We start from the raw sequence: 21,237 nt of genomic DNA on the forward strand, positions 1-21,237 counted from the left end.
AAATCAAAAAAACAGCGTCCCACTTAAGGAAGTGTTGACGCAGCAAGCCACGAGCGCGCGCTGCGCATTGCGCGACACGTCAGCGATGCGTGTGCGCATCGATGCAAAAAACCCGCGCCGCTTCTGCATCGGCATTTGTCAAGATTGCAGGAAACGCCTGTGCCGCAGGCGTTTCTTTGATTCACGTTCGACGCGTTCGAAGCGCGATCATGTTGTGCGTGAGTCGGCCAACGTAGTTAACATCGCGATGCGCGGACTCTGAGTCGTGATTTTTGGCAATGAAAATATTTTCATCCCCACCGGCTTCGAGTCTCGCCAGCGCTGTCCGGGGACGGTCGTTCTTGCGAATCGTCGCACACCGATTCGCAACAGGCCGATCGCCTCGCACGCGTCGTTTGACGATCGATCGACTGCTCGAGGGGTGGGTAAGCGCACCGAATGCGCCGCGCGACGGCGCTCGATGCCGCCGCGGACGCAAAGGATTCAGATGCCGAGTTTGGATTTCAGGAGATCGTTGACCGCCTGCGGGTTCGCCTTGCCGCCGGACGACTTCATCACCTGGCCGACGAACCAGCCGAGCGCCTGCGGCTTCGCTTTCGCCTGCTCAACCTTGTCCGGATTGGCCGCGACGATCTCGTCGACCACCTTTTCGATCGCCGAGAGGTCGGTGACCTGCTTCATGCCGCGCGCTTCGACGATGGCGCGGGGATCGCCCCCCTCCTGCCAAACGATCTCGAACAGATCCTTGGCGATCTTGCCGGAGATGGTGCCCTCGCCGATCAGGCCGACGATGGCGCCAAGCTGCTCGGCGGAGACGGGCGAGCCCGAAATGTCCTTGCCTTCCTTGTTCAGCCGGCCGAACAGCTCGTTGATCACCCAGTTGGCGGCCACCTTGCCGTCCCGCTTCTTGTCGGAGAGCTTCGACAGCACCGCCTCGTAGAACTCGGCGCTCTCGCGCTCGGCGACCAGCACGCCGGCGTCATAGGCGGACAACGCAAAGTCGGCAACGAAGCGCGCCTTCTTCTGGTCCGGCAGCTCCGGCAGATGCGCCTTGAGGTCATCCACGAAGGCCTGGCTGAATTCCAGCGGCAAGAGGTCCGGATCGGGGAAGTAACGGTAGTCGTGCGCCTCTTCCTTGGAGCGGAGCGAGCGTGTCTCACCCTTGTTGGGATCGAACAGGCGGGTCTCCTGCTCGATCTGCCCGCCGTCCTCGATGATCTCGATCTGGCGCCGCGCCTCAACCTCGACCGCCTGGCCGATGAAGTTGATCGAGTTCAGGTTCTTGATTTCGCAGCGGGTACCGAGCGGCCCGCCGGGCTCGCGCACGGAGACGTTGACGTCGGCACGCAGGTTGCCCTTTTCCATGTCGCCGTCGCAGGTGCCGAGATAGCGCAGGATCGAGCGCAGCTTGGTCACGTATGCTTTGGCCTGTTCGGCATCGCGGATGTCCGGTTTTGAGACAATCTCCATCAGCGCGACGCCGGAACGGTTGAGATCGATCAGGGACTGCGACGGCAACTTGTCATGCTGCATTTTTGCCGGGTCCTGCTCCAGATGCAGCCGCTCGATGCCGACGGTAGCGGTCCTGCCGCCCTCGAGCTCGACGATCACTTCGCCCTCGCCGACAACAGGCGATTTGTACTGGCTGATCTGATAGCCCTGCGGCAGGTCCGGATAGAAATAGTTTTTGCGGTCAAACACCGAGCGCAGATTGATCTTTGCGTTGAGCCCGAGCCCGGTGCGCACCGCCTGCCGCACGCACTCTTCGTTGATGACAGGCAGCATGCCCGGCATCCCCGCATCGACCAGCGAGACCTGGCTGTTGGGATCGCCGCCGAAGGCGGTCGACGCACCGGAGAAGAGCTTCGACTTCGAGGTGACCTGCGCATGGATCTCCATGCCGATGACGACTTCCCAGTCGCCTGTCGAACCCTTGATCAGCTTGCCACTGGTTGCCGTCATGCCCTTTCTCCTCCGCTCAGCGCGGCAACAATCCGATCCCACTCAACTTCCAGCTCGTCCTTTGCGGCGGGCTGGCCAGCCTGGCGATACCAATAGCCGGCATTGCCGAGATCGCCCTCGACGCGGTGCAGATAGGCATGCACCCAAGCCGAATCCTTGTCCGATTCATCCTGGACGATCTTGTGCGCCCGATCCCAATCGCCCTTGGCGGCCCACCACAAGGCAGCCAGCGGCGGGCTCAGCGTCGATGCCGGAGCTGCATCTGAAAGACTGGCTCTAAAATCCGCCATGTCACCACCATTTCGGTGCGGTGAAGTGTCCGGCTGCTTGCTCGATCACCTCGCCAAGCGAGAACAGCGTCTCCTCGTCAAACGGACGGCCGATCAGTTGCAGCCCGAGCGGCAGGCCCTGCGCATCCTTGCCGGCCGGAACGGCGATGCCCGGCAGGCCCGCCATGTTCACCGTCACCGTGAAGATGTCATTGAGGTACATCTCGATCGGATCGGCGCCGCCCTTCTCGCCGACGCCGAACGCGGCCGACGGTGTCGCCGGCGTCAGGATCGCGGTGACGCCCTTGGCGAAGCAATCCTCAAAGTCCTTCTTGATCAGCGTGCGTACTTTTTGGGCACGCAGATAATAGGCGTCGTAATAGCCGGCGGAGAGCACATAGGTGCCGATCATGACGCGACGACGCACTTCCGCGCCAAAGCCGCTCGCGCGCGTCTTCTCGTACATGTCGATGATGTTGCGGCCCGGCTCACGCAGGCCATAGCGGACGCCGTCATAGCGCGCGAGGTTGGACGAGGCTTCCGCGGGCGCCACGATGTAATAGGCCGGCAGCGCGTACTTGGTGTGCGGCAGCGACACCTCGACCAGCTCGGCGCCCGCGGCCTTCAGCCAGGCCGCGCCCTCGCTCCAGAGCTTTTCGATCTCGGCCGGCATGCCGTCGAGGCGATATTCCTTGGGGATGCCGATCTTCATGCCTTTCACCGACTTGCCGATGGCGGCCTCGTAATCAGGCACGGCGATATCGACCGACGTCGTGTCCTTCGGATCATGACCGGCCATCGAGCGCAGCAGGATCGCCGCGTCGCGGTTGCTGCGCGCGATCGGCCCGGCCTGATCGAGCGAGGAGGCAAAGGCGACGATGCCCCAGCGCGAGCAGCGGCCATAGGTCGGCTTCACGCCGACGGTGGCGGTGAAGGCGGCGGGCTGGCGGATCGAGCCGCCGGTGTCGGTCGCGGTCGCGCCCATGCAGAGCAGCGCAGCCACCGCGGAGGCCGATCCGCCGGACGAGCCGCCCGGCACCAGCGCGGTGTTGGAGCCCTCGCGCCGCCACGGATTGACCACGGGACCGAAGCACGACGTTTCGTTCGACGAGCCCATCGCGAACTCGTCATTGTTGAGCTTGCCGAGCATCACGGCGCCGTCGCGCCAGAGCTGCGAGGTGACTGTCGATTCATACGGCGGCACGAAATTGCCGAGGATCTTCGAGCACGCGGTGGTGCGGACGTCCCGCGTGGCGAACAGGTCCTTGATGCCGAGCGGAATGCCGGCGAGCGGGCCGCCCTCGCCCTTGGCGATCTTTTCGTCGACCGCGCGCGCCATTGCGCGCGCCTTGTCCGGCGTTTCGAGAATGAAGGCATTGAGCGAGCGCGCGGCTTCCATCGCGGCAAGATGCGCGTCGGTCAGTTCGAGCGAGGTGAAAGACTTACTCGCGAGGCCGTCGCGGGCCTCGGCGATGGTCAGCGATGTCAAATCGGTCATTTATTGATCGGGCTACAGAAGAACGGAGAGAGCGTCTTGTCGTTGGCGGGATCGTCCTGCTTCGGGCGCGTCAGCTCGCTGGCCTCGAGCGCGTCGAGAACGGCGTCGATCGCCTTGTCGGGATCGGCCTGTTTGCCCTGCTTCTCCATGGCATCCAGGAAATCCATATAGGCCTTGTAGGCCTTCTCATCGTCGCAGAGCATGCACATCTCTTCGACCTCGCTTATTCGACCACTTTCGGCACCAGGAAGAAGTGATTCTCCGTGGCCGGCGCGTTCCGCATGATGTCGTCGGCGATGTCGCCGTCATTGACCACGTCGGCGCGCTTCTTCATTTCCATCGGCGTCACCGAGGTCATCGGCTCGACACCGTCGATATTCACCTCCGACAATTGCTCGACGAAGGCCAGCATCGCGTTCAGCTCACCCTGCAAATGGGGAACTTCGGCGTCGGTGACGGCAATCCGCGCCAGATGCGCGATACGGCGAACGGTCGTGGCGTCCACGGACATTATATAGGGCCTCAAACGGGGGAACTAAGTCCCGCCGTATAGCAGAGGCCGGTTTTGCGCCGCAACCGCGCGGACGGGCTCCTAGCCCGCCATTTGGGCGAAACGAGCAAGCGCGCCGCCGGCCAGCGCCCTTGTCAGCTCGGCCGCCGGCATCTCGCGGCCCATCCGTACCCCCTGCCCGGCCCACAGGCTGGTGAAATCGACCTTGCCGAGCTTCTCGGCGGCCGCTTTCAACGGGCCGAGCGCCGTGGCGGCATGGGGGAACGCCGGGGCATGCTCCGAGATCGGCCCGATCTCGCGCATGACGCGATTGGCGACCCCGCGCGCCGGGCGGCCGGTCATGACGTTGGTGATGACGGTGGTCTCGTCCGTCGCCTGCGCCAGCGCGACCCGCGCCGGAGCGCTGACCTTCGATTCCGGACAACGCAAGTAGGCGGTGCCGATCTGCACGCCGGATGCGCCCAGCGCGAACGCCGCCGCAATCCCGCGTCCGTCAGCGATGCCGCCCGCCGCGATGACCGGGATCTTCACGGCATCGACGACCTGTGGCACCAGGGCAAAGGTGCCGGGCTGTTCGGCGATATTTTCGGTCAGGAACATGCCGCGATGGCCGCCGGCCTCCGCGCCCTGTGCGATGATGACGTCGGCACCGTTCTCTTCCAGCCAGATCGCTTCCCTGACGGTGGTCGCCGACGACATCACGATGCAGCCGGCCGCCTTGACGCGGTTGAGCAGCGAGTCCTCTGGCAGGCCGAAATGGAAACTGACGATCTCGGGCTTCAGCTCCTCGACCACGGCGCAGAAGGCGGCATCGAACGGTGCGCGATTGGCGGCATTGATCGGTGCGGACGCATCGATCCCGAATTCCCTGTAGTAGGATCCGAGCCGCTGCTTCCATCCGGCTTCACGTTCAGGATGGGCGTCCACCGGCTGGTGGGTGAAGAAATTGAGGTTGACCGGCGCCGAGACGCGCTGACGGACGATGTTGACCTGCTCGCGCGCTTTTTCCGCCGAGAGCATCGCGCAAGGCAGCGAGGCGAGCCCGCCGCCTTGCGCCACCGCAATCGCCAGGTCCGCATCCATCGCGCCGGCCATCGGCGCCAGTACAATGGGGAATTCGGTCTTGAAGAGATCGATCAGTCGGCGGTCCGGCCACATGGCGTTTCTCTCTTGCTTGGGGTTGGCGCGGTGTCAGGCGGCGCTGACAAAATTGCGGCGGCCGAGCAAGATCTGCTCGGCTTCGGTGACGATACGGCCGATGATTTCGGCCGCGGGCGGAATATCATGGATCAGCCCAACGGCCTCGCCAGCGATGACGGCGGCGATGTCGAAATTGCCCGCGGCCCTCGCCGCTGCATATTCCGCGGCAACCGCCTTCACATTCTGCATCAGCTCGACCTCGCGGCCGATCCAGCGCCTGGCGTGATCGTTGATCAGGCAGCGCCCGGTGAACGGGGCCGGCCAGACATTGTTCCGCGACAGGTCGAAGATGATACCGCGTACGGAATTGCCTGAGCTGGCCGCGCAAATCCGTCGCTTGGCTTCGTCCGCACCATCGCACTCGACGCTGGCATAAAAGCGCGTGCCGAGCAGCACGCCCGAAGCTCCCAGCGTCAGCATCGCCGCCAGACCGCGTCCGTCCGCGATACCACCGGCGGCAGCGACGGGCACGCGTCCGGCGACGAGATCGATGATCGCGGGCACAACGTCGATCGTGGTGCGGGAAGCGCCGTGGCCGCCCGCCTCGGTGCCCTGCGCAACCAGAATATCCGCGCCGGCATCGAGTGCCTGCTCGGCCATCTCCTCGTTCTGCACCTGGCAAATGAGCAGCGTATCAGCCGCTTTCACCCGCGGCGCGAATGGTCGTGGATCGCCAAAGGACAGCATGATCGCGCGCGGCTTTGCGGCGAGCGCGACGTCGAGCAATTCGGGCTGTCTTGCCATACTCCATGTGATGAAGCCAATGCCGAACGCGCCGGAGAACTTTTTCAGCTTTGCGGTTTCGGCCTCGAGCCACGACCGTTCGCCGTAGCCGCCGCCCAAAATGCCAAAGCCGCCGGCCTCACTCACCGCCATGGTCAAGCGGGCGCCGGCGATCACGTCCATCGGTGCCGACAGGATCGGATGCTCGACGCGCAAGCGCGCGGTCAGCGGCGTGCTGATGGGCATGAATTCCTCCCTGATCTGGACAGCAAGAATAAGCAGGACTACCATTCTCTAGAAATGAATACTTGCGAACGCTTTCATCTCGAAAATGAAACGGAGCTTTTGCCGTGGAATTGACCGATCTCATGACCTTCTCGGCAGTAGCGCGCACCGGCGGCATCACCCGCGCCGCCGAAGAGCTCAACACGGTGCAATCGAACGTGACGCAGCGGGTGAAGGCGCTGGAAGCCGAGATCGGCACCACGCTGTTCGAGCGGCACAGCCGCGGCATGACACTGACCGGCGCAGGGCGCCGCCTGCTTCCCTATGCGCAGCGGATGGCCGCGCTGTCGCGCGAAGCCATGCTTGCCGCGCGCGACGATGGCGAGCCGAAGGGTCCGCTCGCGATCGGCTCGATGGAGACGACCGCCGCGGTGCGCCTGCCGCCGCTACTGGCCGGTTTTCATCGCCGCTTTCCAAAGGTCGCGCTCAGCCTGCGCACGGCGACGACGGCGGATCTCGTGGCGGGCGTGCTTGACGGCACGTTCGACGGCGCCTTCGTTGCCGGCCCGATCGAGCATGCCGAGCTTGCCTCAACGATCGCGTTCCGGGAAGAACTCGTGCTGGTCAGCGCGCGGCGCTGGAAGACCCTTGCGGACTTGCGCGCCGGCACATCGCAGTCCGGCCCCACCGCCCTGGTATTCCGTACCGGATGTACCTACCGTCAGCGCCTCGAACAGGTCCTCACCGAATTCGGCTGGCCCTCGGCGACGCGGTTCGAGCTCGGCACGCTCGACGGCATGATCGGCTGCGTCGCCGCCGACATGGGGGTGACGCTACTGCCCCGCGCCGTGGTCGCGCGCAACGAGACGGTCAACATGCACAAGCTTGCGCCGGCCCTGTCGCGGGTCGATACGCTCTTCATCCGGCGCCGCACCGCGCATCAATACAGCGCGCTCGAAGGCTTTGTGTCCTGCCTGAATGCCGATGAAATGATCGCCGCCTGACGCGGCCCGGGCCTTGTCATTCCGCGCAGCGAAATCGCTCGCCATATTTTGGTTATAAACCAGCTTCGCGTTTGCGAATTCTTCCAGCGCGCCCGCTGACAAAAACTTTTGAAACGCGCACCATTACTACGTTAGGATGAGTGCGCGACCAACAACCATAATTTTCAACATCTGGGAGGGAACTGCGATGCGCCACGCATTCGTGCTGTGCTGTTCTATTGCCATGTTTGGATCGATCGGGACGGCAAGCGCTCAGGACTGGACCAAGTCGAAATGGGGGCCGAATGACGAGATCGGCGCCGCCAACTACATGACGCCGGAGCTGGTGGTCAAAGCGGCGCAACTGGTGAAAACCGGCAAGACCTACGCGCTCGGCATTCCCGTCGATTCCAAGACGCCCGCCTACCCGCCCCGCGCCTTCAAGGTCACGATCGTGCAGCCCGGCCAGGCCGGCATCCCCGGCCTCGGGCCCAACAAGGCAACCTACAATGACGACATCATCGAAGGCTGGGTCGGGGTCGGCAGCCAACTTGACGGCCTCGGCCATCTCGGCATCGAGCACGTCTATTACAACGGCAACAAGCTTGCCGACTTCGCCGATCCAACAGGTCTGAAGAAGCTCGGCGTCGAAAAGATCCCGCCGATGGTGGCGCGCGGCGTGCTGCTCGACATGGCCGCCTATTACAAGACTGATGTCGTGAAGGAAGGCACCGCCTTCAACGTCAAGGAAATCGAGGAGGCCGCCAAGAACCAGGGCGTCGAAATTCGCCAGGGCGACGTCGTGATCTTCCATACCGGCTGGCTGAGCCTGATCGGCAAGGACGACAAGCGCTTTGGCGCCGCCGAGCCCGGCCTCGGCGTCGAAGGCGCCAAATATCTCACCGGCAAGGGCGTCGTCGCCGTGGGTGCCGATACCTGGGGGCTCGAGGTCCTTCCGTTCGAGGGCAAGACCGTCTTCGAGGTGCACCAGATCCTGCTGGCGATGAACGGGACCTATATCCTCGAGAACATGGACACGGCCGCGCTCGCAGCGGACAAGGGCTATGAGTTCCTGTTCGTGCTCGGCCATCCCCGCTTCAAGGGCGGCGTGCAGAGCATGATCAACCCGGTCGCGATCCGGTAATCCACTGAGTCCGCTTCACCTCTCCCATCCAGGAGAGGTGAAGCGCTTTGCGTGCCCGGCGGCGCGCATGCTATGCGCATGCCATGCCTGCCCTCATTCTCCCGCTGATCGAAGCCGCTGCGTACTGGCCTGCGCGCGGTGCGTTAATCGGCCTTGACCTCGGCACCAAGACCATCGGCGTTGCCGTATCCGATCCGGACCGACGCCTTGCGACCGGCGTCGAGACGATTGCGCGAAAAGCCTTCAAGGCTGATGCGGCGCGGCTATTGGCCCTTGCCGGCGAGCGCAACGTCTCCGGCTTCGTGCTGGGCCTGCCCATCAACATGGACGGCAGCGAGGGACCGCGCGCGCAATCGACCCGCGCCTTTGCCCGCAATTTCTCCGCCCTCACCGACCTTGCCATCGGCTTGTGGGACGAGCGGCTGTCGACCGCGGCGGTCGAGCGCGAACTGATTGGCATGGACGTCAGCCGCGCCAAGCGTGCCGAGGTGATCGACCAGCACGCCGCGATCTTCATCCTGCAAGGTGCGCTCGATCGTCTGGCACGACTGCGGGAGAATCGCTGACCATGGCGGTGGTGATCTCTGCGCTGCTGCCGGTGTTTCTGCTGATCGTACTCGGCTTCATCCTCAAGCGCAGCCTGATGCGGCTGGACACGCAATGGCATGGGCTCGAACGGCTGACCTTTTACGTCCTGTTTCCGACGCTGCTGATCCAGACGCTGGTGCAGGCCGACCTTTCGAGCGTCCCGGTCGCAGGCGTCGGCGGCGCGCTGCTGCTCTCGGCGCTGGCGATCTCGCTGTTGTGCCTGGCGCTGCGGCCGCTGTTCGCGCGCATGGCGATCGATGGTCCGGCCTTCACCTCCATCTTCCAGGGCGCGACGCGCTGGCAAACCTATGTGGCGCTGGCCGTCGCCAGCAATCTGTTTGGCCAGACCGGACTGGCCCTGGCGTCGGTCGCCATGGTTGCCATCATTCCGCTGGTCAACGTGTTGAGCGTCTGGGTGCTCGCGCAATATGCCTCGCCCGAAAAGCAATCGGTCCGCGCGATCGTCATGACGGTCGTGCAGAACCCGCTGATCCTGGCATGCGTTATCGGAATTGCGGTCAATGTCATGCATCTGCCGCTGCCAAAGATCTGGCACGACGTCGCCGACGCGCTCGGCCGCTCCTCCCTCGGTATCGGCCTGCTCGTCACCGGCGCGGGACTGCAGCTTCAGGGCCTCTTGCGCCCGAGCTTGGCCGCATCGGTCGCGGTCTTCCTCAAGCTGCTGCTGATGCCGGTGCTCGCCATCGCGCTGGCGTTATGCTTCGGGATATCAGGCTCCAGCCTTGTGATCGTTGCCGTTTGCGCGGCGGTGCCCACGTCATCGTCCGCCTATGTGATGGCGCGCCAGATGGGCGGTGATGCGCCGCTGCTGGCGCAGATCATCACGCTACAGACGATACTGGCGGCGGTGACGATGCCGATCGTGATCGCGCTGGTAACGGTAGGACCTTAGACATACGGCCCTGATAAGAAGAAAAGGAAGATGTTGACGGCTGAATGAACAACGACAGTCAGCCAAGTTGAATTGCTGCGCCATCGAATGGTGCACATCGCGAGCCCGAACAGGAAAATCCAGAAGCGTCCAAGCCAATCGTATTGGGTGTGATACATTCCAAACAATATCGAGGTCAGCACGATGGCTCCGACCGGTCCAAGGAAGGATTCCGACCACCCGCGGAACATGAAGCCTCGGAAGACAAATTCTTCCATGATCGGCGCGGCTAGGCAGCCGCCAAGCAACAGTACGAACAGGCCGCCGGCTGCTCCGCCGACCACAACAGACGAACTACTCGGCGGCTCGTAAGGCGAGAGCGCGATTGACGCCACGATCCAGCCAAATGCGACCGCAAAAGCAATTAGCAGCTCCTTGTGACTCGGCCAGTTCAGCGCCAGATATTCGGAGAAATCTCGGTCTGCCATGCGGATCGCCGCCCACACCACACCAATCGTGGACGGACAAGCAATGATCAAGCCTACGCCGTACCAGCGCCACTGCATCGCCAGTTCTTGAAATTCCGCAGGGTTCGACCATTGCAGACCACCTTGCGTTATTGAAAGAATGATGCCGGCACCATATCCCCCCGTCAGCGTAAAGGCAGCGTAGGCAATAAGAGCGAAAAACGTCGTCTCCATGAAGTCCCATGTCTTGGGCGTGCTTGCTTTTGCCGTAACCGGCGGATCACTATCCTGGGACTCTAACATGTCAATTCTGCAAACAATCTCTGCGTGAATTTACGCAGCATACACAGCTATCAGCCCGTCAGCCAGATGCTCTGCACCGTCGCGGCAAGATTGTTCAGCCCGTGCAGCACGATCGTGAGCCAGGTCGAGCCGGTGCGATAGCGCAGATAGCCGAACAGCAGGCCGATCGAAAACACCTCGCCGAAGAAGAACCAGTCATATTGCAGGTGCAGCGAAGTCCAGGCCAGCGACGACAGGACGATGGCGCCCGCCGGCCGCAGGAACGATTCCGACCAGCCGCGATAGAGAAAACCGCGCGCGAAAAACTCTTCCGACATCGGCGCGGCGATGCAGAACGCGATCACCAGCAGCCAAAGCGCGCCTTCGGCCTGCGCCGATTTCAGCACGTCGCCCATGAAGCCGGGCGTGATTTCGCGGCCGAGCGCGCGGGAGGTCAAATCCCAGGCGGTGACCAGCACCACCAGCGAACCGACGCCGATCGCCACGTTCTTCCACGAGGTCCACCGCAGCGCCAGATAGTCGGCGTACGGCGTGCGGGAGAAGCGGATCGCAACCCAGCAGGCGGCGGCGACCGCCGGCAAGCCCATGATCACCGAAAGCGAGACGGTCAGCCCGGCGCCGACCGTGCGGATCAGCGCCGCCATGTCGACGGGACCATCGTGCCGGAGCACGAACCAGCCGATGACGGCGATCTGGCCGACGAACATCGCGGTGAAGATGAAGAAGCCCCAGAGCGTCGTGCCCCAGAACTTCCAGACCCGCGGCGGGAGCGCCGGCGGCGTGGCGGCGACGAGCGGGATTTCGGGCGCGGCAGAGTCCATCGAATGGCCTTTAGCGGTCTGTTCCTATTCTCGTCCTGCCCCAAGCAAAAGCGCGAAGCGCGTCTTCGCACCAGACGACCCGGGCAGCCACGTCTTTCTCGCGACGTGGTAACCAAGACATGGACGGCCGGACTTTTGCGGGAGGACGCGCTCCGCGCTTTTGCCAGCCATAACGGTCAGTGCGGCAGTGCCCGTTCCAGCAATCCGCGGACGCTGTCGTTGTCGATATCCACCGCGCCGTACATCCCGCCGTGATCGCCGGCAAGACGGGTAGCCGCGAACAATTCGGCGTTGCGCGGCGAGACCGCATGGAGCGCCGCGGCGGCGGCCAACAGCGCCAGCTTTTCCACCGCAAGCCGCGCCACGCGTTCGCCGTCCGGACGGCGAAATGCCTTGGCGACAAACGTCACCGCGTCAGTAGCGCCGGAAAGGCCCCCACACTCGCCGGCAAGCTGCTGCAATACGGCTGCCGCCGCATCGGGCTCGCGCGACAGCGCGCGAAGCACGTCGAGACACATCACGTTGCCCGACCCTTCCCAGATCGCATTGACCGGGGACTCCCGGTAATGCCGCGCCAAAATACCCTCCTCGACATAGCCATTGCCGCCGAGGCACTCCATCGCCTCGTAGAGGAAACCCGGCGCGCTCTTGCACACCCAGTATTTGATGGCGGGCGTCAGCAGCCGCATGTAGGCGGCATCGGCCGCGTCACTGCCCGCCCGGTCGAAGGAGCGGCAGAGCCGCATCACCAGCGCAATAGATGCCTCGACATGCAGCGCCATGTCCGACAGCACGGCCTGCATCAGCGGCTGATCGGCAAGATGCCTTTGGAACACGCTGCGGCCCCTGGCGTGATGCAGCGCATGCGCAAGGCCCGAACGCATCAGGCCGGCGGAGGCGATCGCGCAGTCCTGCCGCGTTAGCTGCACCATCTGGATGATGGTGCGGATGCCCTTGCCTTCCTCGCCGACACGCTCGGCATAGGCGCCGTGGAATTCCACTTCGGAGGATGCATTGGAGCGGTTGCCGAGCTTGTCCTTCAGCCGCTGGAAATGGATCGCATTGATCGAGCCGTCGGGGCGGAAGCGCGGCATGAAAAAACAACTCAAGCCTTCATCGGCCTGCGCCAGCACCAGGAAGGCATCGCACATCGGCGCCGACATGAACCATTTGTGTCCGGTGATGCGGTAGGCGCCGCCGCCGCGCTCCGCCCGCGTCATGTTGGAGCGCACATCCGTGCCGCCCTGTTTTTCGGTCATGCCCATGCCGAGCGTCATGCCGCGCTTTGCCGGCCATGGCGCAAAGGTGGGATCGTAGGCGCGCGTGGCGATCACGGGCATTACCTTGGCCAGCAAATCCGGCTGCATCGCCAATGCCGCGACGGAGGCGCGCGTCATGGTGATCGGACAGAGATGCCCGGTCTCGACCTGCGAGGCCATGTAAAATCTCGCTGCGCGCACCACTTCCGAAGCGCCGCCGGCCGGCCGGCCCTGTGCGTCCCAGGTCGAGTTGTGCACGCCGGCATGCGCCGAGTGCGCCATCAATTCGTGGTAGGCCGGATGAAACTCGACCTCGTCGCGCCGGTTGCCGCGCGAGTCAAACGTGCGGAGCTTTGGCGTGTTCTCGTTCGCAATACGGCCACGCTCGGCCATCGCGGCCGAGCCCCAGTGTTTGCCGAATTCGGAAAGCTCCTTTTCCGCGGCGGCGCCGCCATTGGCGGCGACCGCCTCAACCAAGGGACGGTCTACCGCATAGAGATCGACATCCACAAAGGGCGACGACTGGTTGAAGACCTCGTGGGTAGCAAATGAAGCCTTTGTCATTGGCGATGCCTCGAGAAACTAGTTGCGCCGCTTGATCGGGAAATCATAGGCCTGCCCGCCGGCGCCCGGCAGGGAAAAATGCCACCATTCCCTGAAGTAGTTCGAAAAGCCTTGCTTCGCCATCGCCGCCACCAGCGTGTTGCGCCATTTGCGCTGCTCGGCCGTGATCGCCGACGATCTGGTGTTGGCCTTGACGTCGGAGCAGTCATAGCCGGTGCCCATATCGATGCTGCCTTCGGGGGCGCGGGCACCTGCCGGCGCGGTACAATCGGCATAGGTCTTCCTGGGGTCGAACGTCGCGGAATTGTCGGCGACGAGATCCACCAGCGTCAGGTCGAGTGCCGCGCCGGTCGAGTGGCCGGAATAGGCCGCGATATAGCCGAGGCGGAACAGCTCAGCCTTGGCGAGCGATGGATTGTAGCGGCGCTGGCTCGCCGTTTCCCTGCCGTCCCGCGACCACCGCACCATGTCCATCGACGCCCGGGCCGGCCGGTAGCAGTCGAACATCTTTAGCGACAGTTTTTGTTTGGCCAGCTCCTGCTGGACGGCTTTCAGCCGCAGGCCTACCTCGCGCTTGACCACACACTCGCCTGCCTCATAGCCGGCGAGCGGCTTTCCGACAAAATTGTTCGAGGTGGCGTAGCGGATGTCCTGGATGATGCTGGGATCGACGTCGCGCAGGTAGACGAAGCCGCCGGGCAAGGCCTGGGCAGCCGCCATGCGGGGAGCGACGGCCAGTCCGGTTAATGCGATCATCCCAATCAGTTTCAATTGCCGCATTAACCCCTCATTCGCCTGCCGAACGCGGCAGCGCTGCGGCACCTTCTTTACCCTGCCGGGCACAGACCCGGGGATAACTCAATCGTGCGGGATTCGCGCTTGCCCTGCCAGCCGTCCGCGCCTATAGCTCTGGCTTTAATGACCCCTGCATCGAAATCGACCTTCGTCCTCGGGCACCGGCATCTGCTGGGAATCGAGGGGCTTTCCGCTGCCGATATTTCCGGCCTGCTCGACCTTTCCGAAGAGTATGTCGAGCTCAACCGCCAGGTCGACAAGAAGCGCACCTCGCTGCGCGGGCGGACCCAGATCAATCTGTTCTTCGAAGCCTCCACCCGCACGCAGTCATCGTTCGAACTGGCCGGAAAGCGCCTCGGCGCCGACGTCATGAACATGTCGGTGTCCTCGTCCTCGATCCGCAAGGGCGAGACGCTGATGGACACCGCGGTGACGCTGAATGCCATGCATCCGGACATCCTGGTGGTGCGTCATCATGCCTCCGGCGCGGTCGAGCTTTTGGCGCGCAAGGTCGACGGTTCCGTGATCAATGCGGGCGACGGTTCCCACGAGCATCCGACGCAGGCGCTGCTCGATGCGCTGACCATCCGCCGCAACAAGGGCCGGATCGAAGGGCTGGTGATTGCGATCTGCGGCGATGTCCTGCATTCGCGCGTCGCCCGCTCCAACATCATCCTGCTCAACACCATGGGCGCGCGCGTGCGCGTGGTGGCGCCCTCCACGCTGCTGCCGGCCGGGATCGAGCGGATGGGCGTGGAAGTTGCCCGCGACATGCGCCAGGGGCTCGACGGCGCGGATATCGTCATGATGCTGCGGCTACAGCGAGAGCGCATGAACGGCTCGTTCGTGCCTTCTTCAGGCGAGTATTTTCACTACTTTGGCCTTGACCAGAAGAAGCTGGCTTACGCCAAACCCGACGCGCTGGTGATGCATCCGGGCCCGATGAACCGTGGCGTCGAGATCGACTCAGCCGTCGCCGACGGCGCACAGTCGCTGATCCGGGAACAGGTGGAAATGGGAGTGGCGGTGCGGATGGCGGTGCTGGAAGCGCTCGCCCGCAACCTGCCGAATGCGTGAGACATGCTGACCGACCGTCGTCCGATCCTGCTTGCGAATGCGCGCCTCGTCGATCCCGGCAGGGATTTTGACGGGCCCGGCGATGTGCTGATCGCCGACGGCGTGATCCGCGATTCCCGGCGTGGCATTGGCGCGGCCGGCGTGCCCGAAGGCACCGACATCATCAATTGCTCCGGCAAGATTATCGCTCCCGGCCTGATCGACATGCGTGCCTTTGTCGGCGAGCCCGGCGCCAGTCACCGCGAGACCTTTGCCTCCGCGAGCCAGGCGGCGGCCGCCGGCGGCATCACCACCATCGTCTGCCAACCCGATACCTCGCCCGTCATCGACAATTCGGCCACCGTCGATTTCGTGCTGCGCCGCGCCCGCGACACCGCGATCGTCAATATTCATCCGATGGCGGCGCTGACCAAAGGCATGCGCGGCGAGGAGATGACCGAGATCGGCCTGCTCAAGGCGGCCGGCGCGGTCGCCTTCACCGACGGCGACAAGAGCGTCACCAACGCGCAGGTGATGCGCCGGGCGCTCACCTATGCTCGCGATTTCGACGCGCTGATCGTGCATCACACCGAAGATCCGAACCTCGTCGGCGAAGGCGTGATGAACGAAGGTGAGTTCGCCGCGCGCCTTGGCCTTGCCGGCATTCCCAATGCCGCCGAATCCGTCATGCTGGAACGCGACATGCGGCTGGTAGCGCTGACCGGCGGCCGCTATCACGCGGCCTCGCTGACCTCGATCGAGTCGCTGGAAATCCTCAAACGCGCCCGCGATGCCGGCGTAGCGGTCAGCGCATCGGTTTCGATCAACCATGTGACGCTGAACGAAAACGATATCGGCCCCTATCGGACATTTTTGAAACTATCGCCGCCGCTGCGCACCGAGGATGACCGGCGGGCGCTGGTCGAGGCGCTCGCCTCGGGCCTCGTCGACGTCATCATGTCCGACCACAATCCGCAGGACGTCGAGGTGAAACGGCTACCGTTCGCCGAAGCCGCCTTCGGCGCGATCGGCCTGCAGACCATGCTGCCGGCCGCCTTGCGGCTGATCCACAATGGCGAGATGGATTTCAAGACGCTGATCCGCGCGATGTCGACGCGGCCCGCGGAACTTCTGGGCTTGCCCGGCGGATCGCTGCGCGCGGGCGCACCGGCTGATGTGATCGTGATCGATGCCGACACGCCCTGGGTGCTCGATCCCGCCGACCTCAAATCGGCGTGCAAGAACACGCCGTTCGACGATGCCCGCTTCTCCGGCCGCGTCGTTCGCACTATTGTCGGCGGACGAACGGTGTATGAGCACGTCTGAACGTTGCCTGGGGAGTGCCGCCGATGGGACCTGAAGTCTTTCTGCCGCTCGCCCTCATCGTCGGTTATCTCTGCGGCTCGGTTCCGTTCGGCGTGATCCTGACAAGGCTCGCCGGCACGCAGGACCTGCGCTCGATCGGTTCCGGCAGTATCGGCGCCACCAATGTGCTGCGCACCGGCAACAAGAGTCTCGCCGCCGGGACGCTGCTCGGCGACCTGCTCAAGGGCACCGTTGCGGTCATCATTGCGGGATATCTGTGGGGACCTGACGCCGCGATGATCGCCGGCCTCGGCGCCTTCCTCGGCCACCTCTTCCCGGTGTGGCTCAAGTTCAAGGGCGGCAAAGGCGTTGCGACCTATATCGGCGTGCTGCTCGGCCTGTTCTGGCCGGCGGCGGCGATGTTCGGCGCGGTCTGGCTCGCGATGGCCTTCAGTTTCCGCTACTCCTCGCTGTCAGCCTTGGTCGCAAGTTTCGTGATACCGATCTTCCTGTGGTGGTTCGGCCATCCCGCACTGTCATCGCTGTTTGCCGTGATGACGCTGCTGCTCTTCTGGGCCCACCGCGAAAACATCAAGCGCCTACAGGCCGGCACCGAAAGCCGGATCGGGCAGAAGTGACGACGTAGTCGTCATTCGGGGGCTCGCGAAGCGAGAACCCGGAATCTCGAGGTTCCCTGGTGCGCAATTGCGCACCTGAGGTCTGGTCCTTTGGACCATCCCGGAATGACGGTCCTACTTCTTCAGCGCCTGCTCGAGGAAGCGGGCGGCAGCCAGCGCCTTTCCGTCCTCGCCAAACGGCGCGGTGACCTGCACGCCAACGGGCAAATTGCCTTCCGCCACATAGGCCGGCACGTTGACGCAGGGCACGCCCATCAGAGTCCACAGCCGGTTGATACGGGGATCGCCGGTCGAGTCCAATCCCTTGGGCGGCGCGCCGGGAGCCGAGTACGTCAAGAGGACATCGACCTCCTTGAATATCGCGGCGAGCTCCGCCCGCGCCCTTGCCGCAATCGCCTGCGCTTCGTCATATTCGGCCGGCGGAATGTCGCGGCTCTCATCGAGCCGGCCGCGCAATAGCGGCGCCATCTCGTCGTAGCGCTCACGATATTCCCATGCGAGCGCCTGATGCGCTTCGAATTGCTGCACCGTGGTATGGATATGCCAGGCCTCGGCAAAAATCTTGGACAGCGTGAGCGTGCGAACGGTAGCCCCCGCGCGTTCCGCGGCGCGCGCCGCCAGTTGCAAAGCCTCGACGCTGGCGGCTTCAATTTCGCCGGCGAAATCCTGGGTCACCACCGCGATGCGCGGCGCCGCAATCGAAGCCGGCAACAGCAATTCCGCCCGCCCCGTCATCGCCGACAGCCCGCAGGCGAGGTCCTCGACGCCGGCGGCAAACAGGCCGACGGTGTCGAGCGTCCACGAAAAGCATTTGACGCCGACGGCCGGCAGCAGCCGGTAGGTCGGCTTGATCGCCGCCGCGCCGCAGAACGAGGCTGGCCGGATCACCGAGCCGCCGGTCTGCGTCCCCAGCGCCAGCGGTATCATGCCGGCGCCAACCGCCGCCGCCGAACCCGAGGACGAGCCGCCCGGCGTGTGGGCGTGATTGTGCGGATTGACGGTCGCGGTCGGATCGTTCGCCGCAAACGCCGTCGTCGTGGTCTTTCCGATGATGGTGGCTCCCGCCCGTTTCAGCGCGGCCACCACAGGGGCATCCGCGCGTGGACGAAATCCCTTGTAGATCGACGAGCCCATCTCGGTCGGAAAGTCCGCGGTGTCGATGATGTCCTTGATGCCGACCGCGATGCCGCGCAGCGGCCCGGCGTTTTGGGCGCGCGCGTTCTGATCTCGGCAAACGAACGCACCGAGGTCCTTGTCATGTGCGGTGATCGCCTCCTGCGACTGCGCGAGCGCGGCGTCAGCAGAGAGAGCGCCCGAGGCGATGCGGCGCTGGAGGTCGGCTAGCGAGATCATGGGCTGTGCTCCGTCAAGACGGGCTGGTTTTAGGGACACGAGCGGGATCGGGCAAGCAGGCCGGAAAGGCTTGATCGCACCTTGCGGTTGAGGGAAGCTTGTTCCGGCAGGAATAACATGCACGATCGATCAACCAGCAAGCCCGACATCACCGACGCCGAGCGGATCGCCCGGCTGCGTCTGATCCGCAGCGACAATGTCGGTCCCCGCACGTTCTATTCCCTGCTTCGTCATTTCGGCGATGCGGGCACCGCACTGGAGCAGTTGCCCGATCTGGCGCGGCGTGGCGGTGCTGCGCGTCCGGGCCGCATCTGCACTGAAGATCAGGCGCGGGCTGAACTCGCCGCGTGCAAGAAGATCGGCGTCAGCCTGATAGCGCCAGGCGAAGCCAATTACCCGCCGCGGCTTGCCATGATCGACGATGCGCCTCCCCTGCTCGGCGTGCGCGGCACGGTCGAGACCCTGATGCGGCCCATGATCGCGATCGTCGGCTCGCGCAATGCATCGGGCGCCGGACTGAAATTCGCAGGCTCGCTGGCGCGCGACCTCGGCGAAGCAGGTTTTGTCGTCATCTCGGGACTGGCGCGCGGCATCGATCAGGCGGCGCATCGCGCCAGCATCGACAGCGGCACCGTTGCGGTGCTGGCGGGCGGCCATGACAGGATTTATCCGCCGGAGCACGAGGACTTACTCGCCGCCCTGCTCCAGCAGGGCGCGGCGATTTCCGAGATGCCGCTCGGCCACGTGCCGCGTGCGCATGATTTTCCCCGCCGCAATCGCCTGATCTCGGGCGCATCGCTCGGCGTCGTGGTGGTCGAGGCCGCGCATCGCTCGGGCTCGCTGATCACTGCGCGGATGGCCAACGAACAAGGCCGCGAGGTCTTTGCCGTGCCGGGCTCGCCGCTCGATCCGCGCGCGGCCGGCGCCAACGACCTGATCAAGCAAGGGGCAACGCTCGTCACCGAAGCCGGCGATGTCATCAACGCGGTTCAGCCGATCCTGGCGCGGCCGGTCATGCTGAAAGAGCCCGACGACGAATATTCGGAAGCCGAACCCGATTCCGGCGAACGCGCGCGCATCGTGGCGCTGCTGGGACCTACTCCGATCGGCCTCGACGATCTGATCCGGATGGCCAACACTTCGCCCGCGATCGTGCGCACCGTGCTGCTGGAGCTCGAACTCGCCGGCCGGCTGGAGCGCCATGGCGGCGGCCTGGTGTCGCTGATCTAGACGCTGGCCGGTGAGGCCCGACAGCAAAAAGCGGGGCCGGACCAAAAATCGCGAAAACAACCCCATGCACAGTAGAAAGGGCCCGCCACGGCCCTTTTCCCGTCCTCGCCAGAGTCAGTCCTTGTCGTTCCGCTCGTCGAACTTGTCGCGCGCGCCCTGAATTTGCGGCTGGTGCTCGAACGCCCATTGCCCCAGCGCCTTCACCGGTTGCGCCAGCCCGCGGCCCAGATCCGTCAACTCATAATCGACGCGCGGCGGGATGGTCGGAAACACCGTGCGCGTGACGAGGCCGTCGCGCTCCAATCCGCGCAAGGTCAGCGTCAGCATCCGCTGCGAGATGCCGCCGACCATTCGCTTCAACTCGTTGAAGCGCCGCGGCCCGTCGATCAGCAGCATGATGATCAGAACGCTCCATTTGTCGCCGACCCGCGACAGGACGGAGGCGACGGCGCGGCAGTCCGCCCCTTCATGCGCGAGGGGCTGGATGGCAGGCACACGGGTGTGCTCGGGTTTCATGACTGTGCTCGGGTTTCAAAAATGTGCGTTCTTGCGGGGTTTTGCCACGGTCACTCATATAGCGCCAGTTACAATCCTATACCAATGAGGTGACCTCCCATGAAACTCCTGCATCTCGACTCCAGCGTGCTCGGCCCCCACTCCGTCAGTCGGCAGGTTTCCGCCGCCATCGTCGATCGCCTGCGCCAGGCGACACCGGGCCTCGATGTCAGCTACCGCGACCTCACGGCGACGCCGCTGGCGCATCTCTCCGGCCTGCATCTGGCGGCGAGCCAAGGCGCCACGCCCGACGCGGCTCTTCAGCCTGATATCGCCGCCGGTCAGGCCGTGCTGGAAGAGTTTTTGGCCGCCGACGTCGTGGTGGTCGGCGCGCCCATGTACAATTTCACGATCCCGAGCCAGCTCAAGGCGTGGATCGACCGCATCCTGGTCGCCGGCAAGACCTTCAAATACGGCCCCGAGGGTGTGCAGGGATTGGCGGGCAACAAACGCGTCATCGTCGCGATCTCACGCGGCGGCTTTTACGGCACCGGCACGCCGATGGCGGCGCTCGAACATCTGGAAACCTATCTGCGCTCCGTGTTCGGCTTCATCGGCGTCACCAACCTGGAATTCATTTCCGCCGACGGAATTCAAGTTGGACCAGAGCATCGTGAAAAGGCCGTCACCGATGCACTGAAGGCCGCAGGCAGCCTTGCGGCGTAAACGATGCAGCCGGTCCCGCCGTTGCCTTGCGACGGCGGGCGGAAAGGCGGGCACAACTCACCAGCGCGTCGTAAGCGGCGTCTTCCCACGATGCGAAGGACCGCGGCCGGCCCGAAATGCGTTGAGACCTTGTTCCACGGATCGCCCTGCGCCGAACTCTGGTCCTTTGTGACTTTGGCTCTTGCCCAGCGCTTCTCGTTCGCTGCCTTCGGGGGCGCGGTATCGACCAT

At 64.3% G+C, this 21,237-nt stretch carries 22 protein-coding genes; 9 read left to right on the forward strand and 13 right to left on the reverse strand.

All coding sequences use genetic code 11. From position 1 onward, the window contains the following. Positions 1-483: 483 nt before the first annotated feature. The 7 genes from gatB to JQ628_RS25880 all read right to left on the reverse strand — a co-directional run bounded on the left by gatB (position 484) and on the right by JQ628_RS25880 (position 6,454). On the reverse strand, positions 484-1,962 hold the full coding sequence (gene gatB, locus JQ628_RS25850) for an Asp-tRNA(Asn)/Glu-tRNA(Gln) amidotransferase subunit GatB (protein WP_212226791.1): 1,479 nt from the start codon (positions 1,960-1,962) through the stop codon (positions 484-486). Continuing rightward, a complete protein-coding gene (locus tag JQ628_RS25855) occupies positions 1,959-2,252 on the reverse strand; it encodes a hypothetical protein (RefSeq protein WP_212226793.1) in 294 nt (97 codons plus the stop codon). Before JQ628_RS25855 ends, gatB begins: the two co-directional genes overlap by 4 nt. A 1-nt stretch (position 2,253) precedes the next feature. After that, entirely contained in the window at positions 2,254-3,729 is a 1,476-nt protein-coding gene (gatA, locus tag JQ628_RS25860) for an Asp-tRNA(Asn)/Glu-tRNA(Gln) amidotransferase subunit GatA (protein ID WP_212226795.1), read from the reverse strand. Then, positions 3,726-3,938 (reverse strand): hypothetical protein, encoded by a 213-nt coding sequence (locus tag JQ628_RS25865; RefSeq protein WP_212226797.1) that lies wholly within the window; start codon positions 3,936-3,938, stop codon positions 3,726-3,728. Before JQ628_RS25865 ends, gatA begins: the two co-directional genes overlap by 4 nt. A gap of 14 nt (positions 3,939-3,952) precedes the next feature. Further along, entirely contained in the window at positions 3,953-4,240 is a 288-nt protein-coding gene (gene gatC, locus JQ628_RS25870) for an Asp-tRNA(Asn)/Glu-tRNA(Gln) amidotransferase subunit GatC (protein ID WP_212226804.1), read from the reverse strand. 81 nt (positions 4,241-4,321) lie between these two features. Further along, on the reverse strand, positions 4,322-5,398 hold the full coding sequence (locus JQ628_RS25875) for an NAD(P)H-dependent flavin oxidoreductase (protein ID WP_212226805.1): 1,077 nt from the start codon (positions 5,396-5,398) through the stop codon (positions 4,322-4,324). A gap of 33 nt (positions 5,399-5,431) precedes the next feature. Next, positions 5,432-6,454 (reverse strand): NAD(P)H-dependent flavin oxidoreductase, encoded by a 1,023-nt coding sequence (locus JQ628_RS25880; RefSeq protein ID WP_212226807.1) that lies wholly within the window; start codon positions 6,452-6,454, stop codon positions 5,432-5,434. 59 nt (positions 6,455-6,513) lie between these two features. Here JQ628_RS25880 and JQ628_RS25885 point away from each other — a divergent pair, with 59 nt between their 5' ends. The 4 genes from JQ628_RS25885 to JQ628_RS25900 all read left to right on the forward strand — a co-directional run bounded on the left by JQ628_RS25885 (position 6,514) and on the right by JQ628_RS25900 (position 10,016). Continuing rightward, positions 6,514-7,392: a LysR family transcriptional regulator gene (locus JQ628_RS25885; RefSeq protein WP_212226815.1), complete on the forward strand. Its 879-nt coding sequence runs from the start codon at positions 6,514-6,516 to the stop codon at positions 7,390-7,392. 187 nt (positions 7,393-7,579) lie between these two features. Beyond that, positions 7,580-8,515 (forward strand): cyclase family protein, encoded by a 936-nt coding sequence (locus JQ628_RS25890; protein WP_212226817.1) that lies wholly within the window; start codon positions 7,580-7,582, stop codon positions 8,513-8,515. Between the two features lie 83 nt (positions 8,516-8,598). Then, a complete protein-coding gene (ruvX, locus tag JQ628_RS25895; RefSeq protein WP_212226818.1) occupies positions 8,599-9,081 on the forward strand; it encodes a Holliday junction resolvase RuvX in 483 nt (160 codons plus the stop codon). 2 nt (positions 9,082-9,083) lie between these two features. Next, complete coding sequence (locus JQ628_RS25900; RefSeq protein ID WP_212226819.1) at positions 9,084-10,016, forward strand: AEC family transporter; 933 nt, start codon at positions 9,084-9,086, stop codon at positions 10,014-10,016. On the opposite strand, the gene JQ628_RS25905 is transcribed toward JQ628_RS25900, so the two are convergent. The 4 genes from JQ628_RS25905 to JQ628_RS25920 all read right to left on the reverse strand — a co-directional run bounded on the left by JQ628_RS25905 (position 10,013) and on the right by JQ628_RS25920 (position 14,165). Further along, entirely contained in the window at positions 10,013-10,765 is a 753-nt protein-coding gene (locus JQ628_RS25905; RefSeq protein ID WP_249128428.1) for a CPBP family intramembrane glutamic endopeptidase, read from the reverse strand. The genes JQ628_RS25900 and JQ628_RS25905 overlap by 4 nt on opposite strands. Positions 10,766-10,815: 50 nt before the next feature. Beyond that, positions 10,816-11,586 carry a CPBP family intramembrane glutamic endopeptidase gene (locus JQ628_RS25910; protein WP_212226820.1) on the reverse strand — a complete coding sequence of 257 codons (771 nt, stop codon included), beginning with the start codon at positions 11,584-11,586 and terminating at the stop codon, positions 10,816-10,818. A gap of 176 nt (positions 11,587-11,762) precedes the next feature. Further along, positions 11,763-13,409, reverse strand: a complete 1,647-nt coding sequence (locus JQ628_RS25915) for an acyl-CoA dehydrogenase family protein (protein ID WP_212226821.1) — start codon at positions 13,407-13,409, stop codon at positions 11,763-11,765. An 18-nt stretch (positions 13,410-13,427) separates the two neighbouring features. Next, positions 13,428-14,165, reverse strand: coding sequence for a M15 family metallopeptidase (locus tag JQ628_RS25920; RefSeq protein ID WP_249128430.1), 738 nt, complete (start codon positions 14,163-14,165; stop codon positions 13,428-13,430). A 162-nt stretch (positions 14,166-14,327) separates the two neighbouring features. Here JQ628_RS25920 and JQ628_RS25925 point away from each other — a divergent pair, with 162 nt between their 5' ends. Genes JQ628_RS25925 through plsY form a run of 3 tightly spaced genes read left to right on the forward strand, consistent with a single transcriptional unit; the run spans position 14,328 to position 17,203 of the window. Next, positions 14,328-15,281, forward strand: a complete 954-nt coding sequence (locus JQ628_RS25925; RefSeq protein WP_212226823.1) for an aspartate carbamoyltransferase catalytic subunit — start codon at positions 14,328-14,330, stop codon at positions 15,279-15,281. 3 nt (positions 15,282-15,284) lie between these two features. Beyond that, the gene (locus tag JQ628_RS25930; RefSeq protein ID WP_212226824.1) at positions 15,285-16,586 is read left to right on the forward strand and encodes a dihydroorotase; all 1,302 of its coding nucleotides are present in this window, start codon (positions 15,285-15,287) and stop codon (positions 16,584-16,586) included. 23 nt (positions 16,587-16,609) lie between these two features. Further along, positions 16,610-17,203: a glycerol-3-phosphate 1-O-acyltransferase PlsY gene (gene plsY / locus JQ628_RS25935; protein WP_212226825.1), complete on the forward strand. Its 594-nt coding sequence runs from the start codon at positions 16,610-16,612 to the stop codon at positions 17,201-17,203. A 114-nt stretch (positions 17,204-17,317) separates the two neighbouring features. On the opposite strand, the gene JQ628_RS25940 is transcribed toward plsY, so the two are convergent. Continuing rightward, positions 17,318-18,556 carry an amidase gene (locus JQ628_RS25940; RefSeq protein WP_212226826.1) on the reverse strand — a complete coding sequence of 413 codons (1,239 nt, stop codon included), beginning with the start codon at positions 18,554-18,556 and terminating at the stop codon, positions 17,318-17,320. A 117-nt stretch (positions 18,557-18,673) separates the two neighbouring features. Between JQ628_RS25940 and dprA the strand changes: the two genes are divergently transcribed. Then, positions 18,674-19,786 carry a DNA-processing protein DprA gene (gene dprA, locus JQ628_RS25945; protein ID WP_212226827.1) on the forward strand — a complete coding sequence of 371 codons (1,113 nt, stop codon included), beginning with the start codon at positions 18,674-18,676 and terminating at the stop codon, positions 19,784-19,786. A gap of 114 nt (positions 19,787-19,900) precedes the next feature. Here the strand turns inward: dprA and JQ628_RS25950 are convergent, their stop codons facing one another. After that, on the reverse strand, positions 19,901-20,302 hold the full coding sequence (locus JQ628_RS25950) for a winged helix-turn-helix transcriptional regulator (protein ID WP_212226828.1): 402 nt from the start codon (positions 20,300-20,302) through the stop codon (positions 19,901-19,903). A 99-nt stretch (positions 20,303-20,401) separates the two neighbouring features. Here JQ628_RS25950 and JQ628_RS25955 point away from each other — a divergent pair, with 99 nt between their 5' ends. Continuing rightward, the gene (locus JQ628_RS25955) at positions 20,402-21,007 is read left to right on the forward strand and encodes an FMN-dependent NADH-azoreductase (protein ID WP_212226831.1); all 606 of its coding nucleotides are present in this window, start codon (positions 20,402-20,404) and stop codon (positions 21,005-21,007) included. Positions 21,008-21,237 lie beyond the last annotated feature (230 nt).

The organism is Bradyrhizobium lablabi (genome assembly GCF_018129385.1).
Lineage (GTDB): Bacteria > Pseudomonadota > Alphaproteobacteria > Rhizobiales > Xanthobacteraceae > Bradyrhizobium > Bradyrhizobium lablabi_C.

What these genes read in the sequence shown, in the direction of transcription:
- JQ628_RS25925 (WP_212226823.1), top strand. Translation starts at nt 14,328, where the DNA reads ATGACCCCTGCATCGAAATCGACCTTCGTCCTCGGGCACCGGCATCTG.
- gatC (WP_212226804.1), bottom strand. Translation starts at nt 4,240, where the DNA reads ATGTCCGTGGACGCCACGACCGTTCGCCGTATCGCGCATCTGGCGCGG.
- JQ628_RS25865 (WP_212226797.1), bottom strand. Translation starts at nt 3,938, where the DNA reads ATGTGCATGCTCTGCGACGATGAGAAGGCCTACAAGGCCTATATGGAT.
- JQ628_RS25930 (WP_212226824.1), top strand. Translation starts at nt 15,285, where the DNA reads ATGCTGACCGACCGTCGTCCGATCCTGCTTGCGAATGCGCGCCTCGTC.
- JQ628_RS25900 (WP_212226819.1), top strand. Translation starts at nt 9,084, where the DNA reads ATGGCGGTGGTGATCTCTGCGCTGCTGCCGGTGTTTCTGCTGATCGTA.
- JQ628_RS25910 (WP_212226820.1), bottom strand. Translation starts at nt 11,586, where the DNA reads ATGGACTCTGCCGCGCCCGAAATCCCGCTCGTCGCCGCCACGCCGCCG.
- JQ628_RS25955 (WP_212226831.1), top strand. Translation starts at nt 20,402, where the DNA reads ATGAAACTCCTGCATCTCGACTCCAGCGTGCTCGGCCCCCACTCCGTC.
- JQ628_RS25915 (WP_212226821.1), bottom strand. Translation starts at nt 13,409, where the DNA reads ATGACAAAGGCTTCATTTGCTACCCACGAGGTCTTCAACCAGTCGTCG.
- JQ628_RS25920 (WP_249128430.1), bottom strand. Translation starts at nt 14,165, where the DNA reads ATGATCGCATTAACCGGACTGGCCGTCGCTCCCCGCATGGCGGCTGCC.
- JQ628_RS25905 (WP_249128428.1), bottom strand. Translation starts at nt 10,765, where the DNA reads ATGTTAGAGTCCCAGGATAGTGATCCGCCGGTTACGGCAAAAGCAAGC.
- ruvX (WP_212226818.1), top strand. Translation starts at nt 8,599, where the DNA reads ATGCCTGCCCTCATTCTCCCGCTGATCGAAGCCGCTGCGTACTGGCCT.
- dprA (WP_212226827.1), top strand. Translation starts at nt 18,674, where the DNA reads ATGCACGATCGATCAACCAGCAAGCCCGACATCACCGACGCCGAGCGG.
- JQ628_RS25950 (WP_212226828.1), bottom strand. Translation starts at nt 20,302, where the DNA reads ATGAAACCCGAGCACACCCGTGTGCCTGCCATCCAGCCCCTCGCGCAT.
- gatB (WP_212226791.1), bottom strand. Translation starts at nt 1,962, where the DNA reads ATGACGGCAACCAGTGGCAAGCTGATCAAGGGTTCGACAGGCGACTGG.
- JQ628_RS25890 (WP_212226817.1), top strand. Translation starts at nt 7,580, where the DNA reads ATGCGCCACGCATTCGTGCTGTGCTGTTCTATTGCCATGTTTGGATCG.
- JQ628_RS25875 (WP_212226805.1), bottom strand. Translation starts at nt 5,398, where the DNA reads ATGTGGCCGGACCGCCGACTGATCGATCTCTTCAAGACCGAATTCCCC.
- gatA (WP_212226795.1), bottom strand. Translation starts at nt 3,729, where the DNA reads ATGACCGATTTGACATCGCTGACCATCGCCGAGGCCCGCGACGGCCTC.
- plsY (WP_212226825.1), top strand. Translation starts at nt 16,610, where the DNA reads ATGGGACCTGAAGTCTTTCTGCCGCTCGCCCTCATCGTCGGTTATCTC.
- JQ628_RS25855 (WP_212226793.1), bottom strand. Translation starts at nt 2,252, where the DNA reads ATGGCGGATTTTAGAGCCAGTCTTTCAGATGCAGCTCCGGCATCGACG.
- JQ628_RS25880 (WP_212226807.1), bottom strand. Translation starts at nt 6,454, where the DNA reads ATGGTAGTCCTGCTTATTCTTGCTGTCCAGATCAGGGAGGAATTCATG.
- JQ628_RS25940 (WP_212226826.1), bottom strand. Translation starts at nt 18,556, where the DNA reads ATGATCTCGCTAGCCGACCTCCAGCGCCGCATCGCCTCGGGCGCTCTC.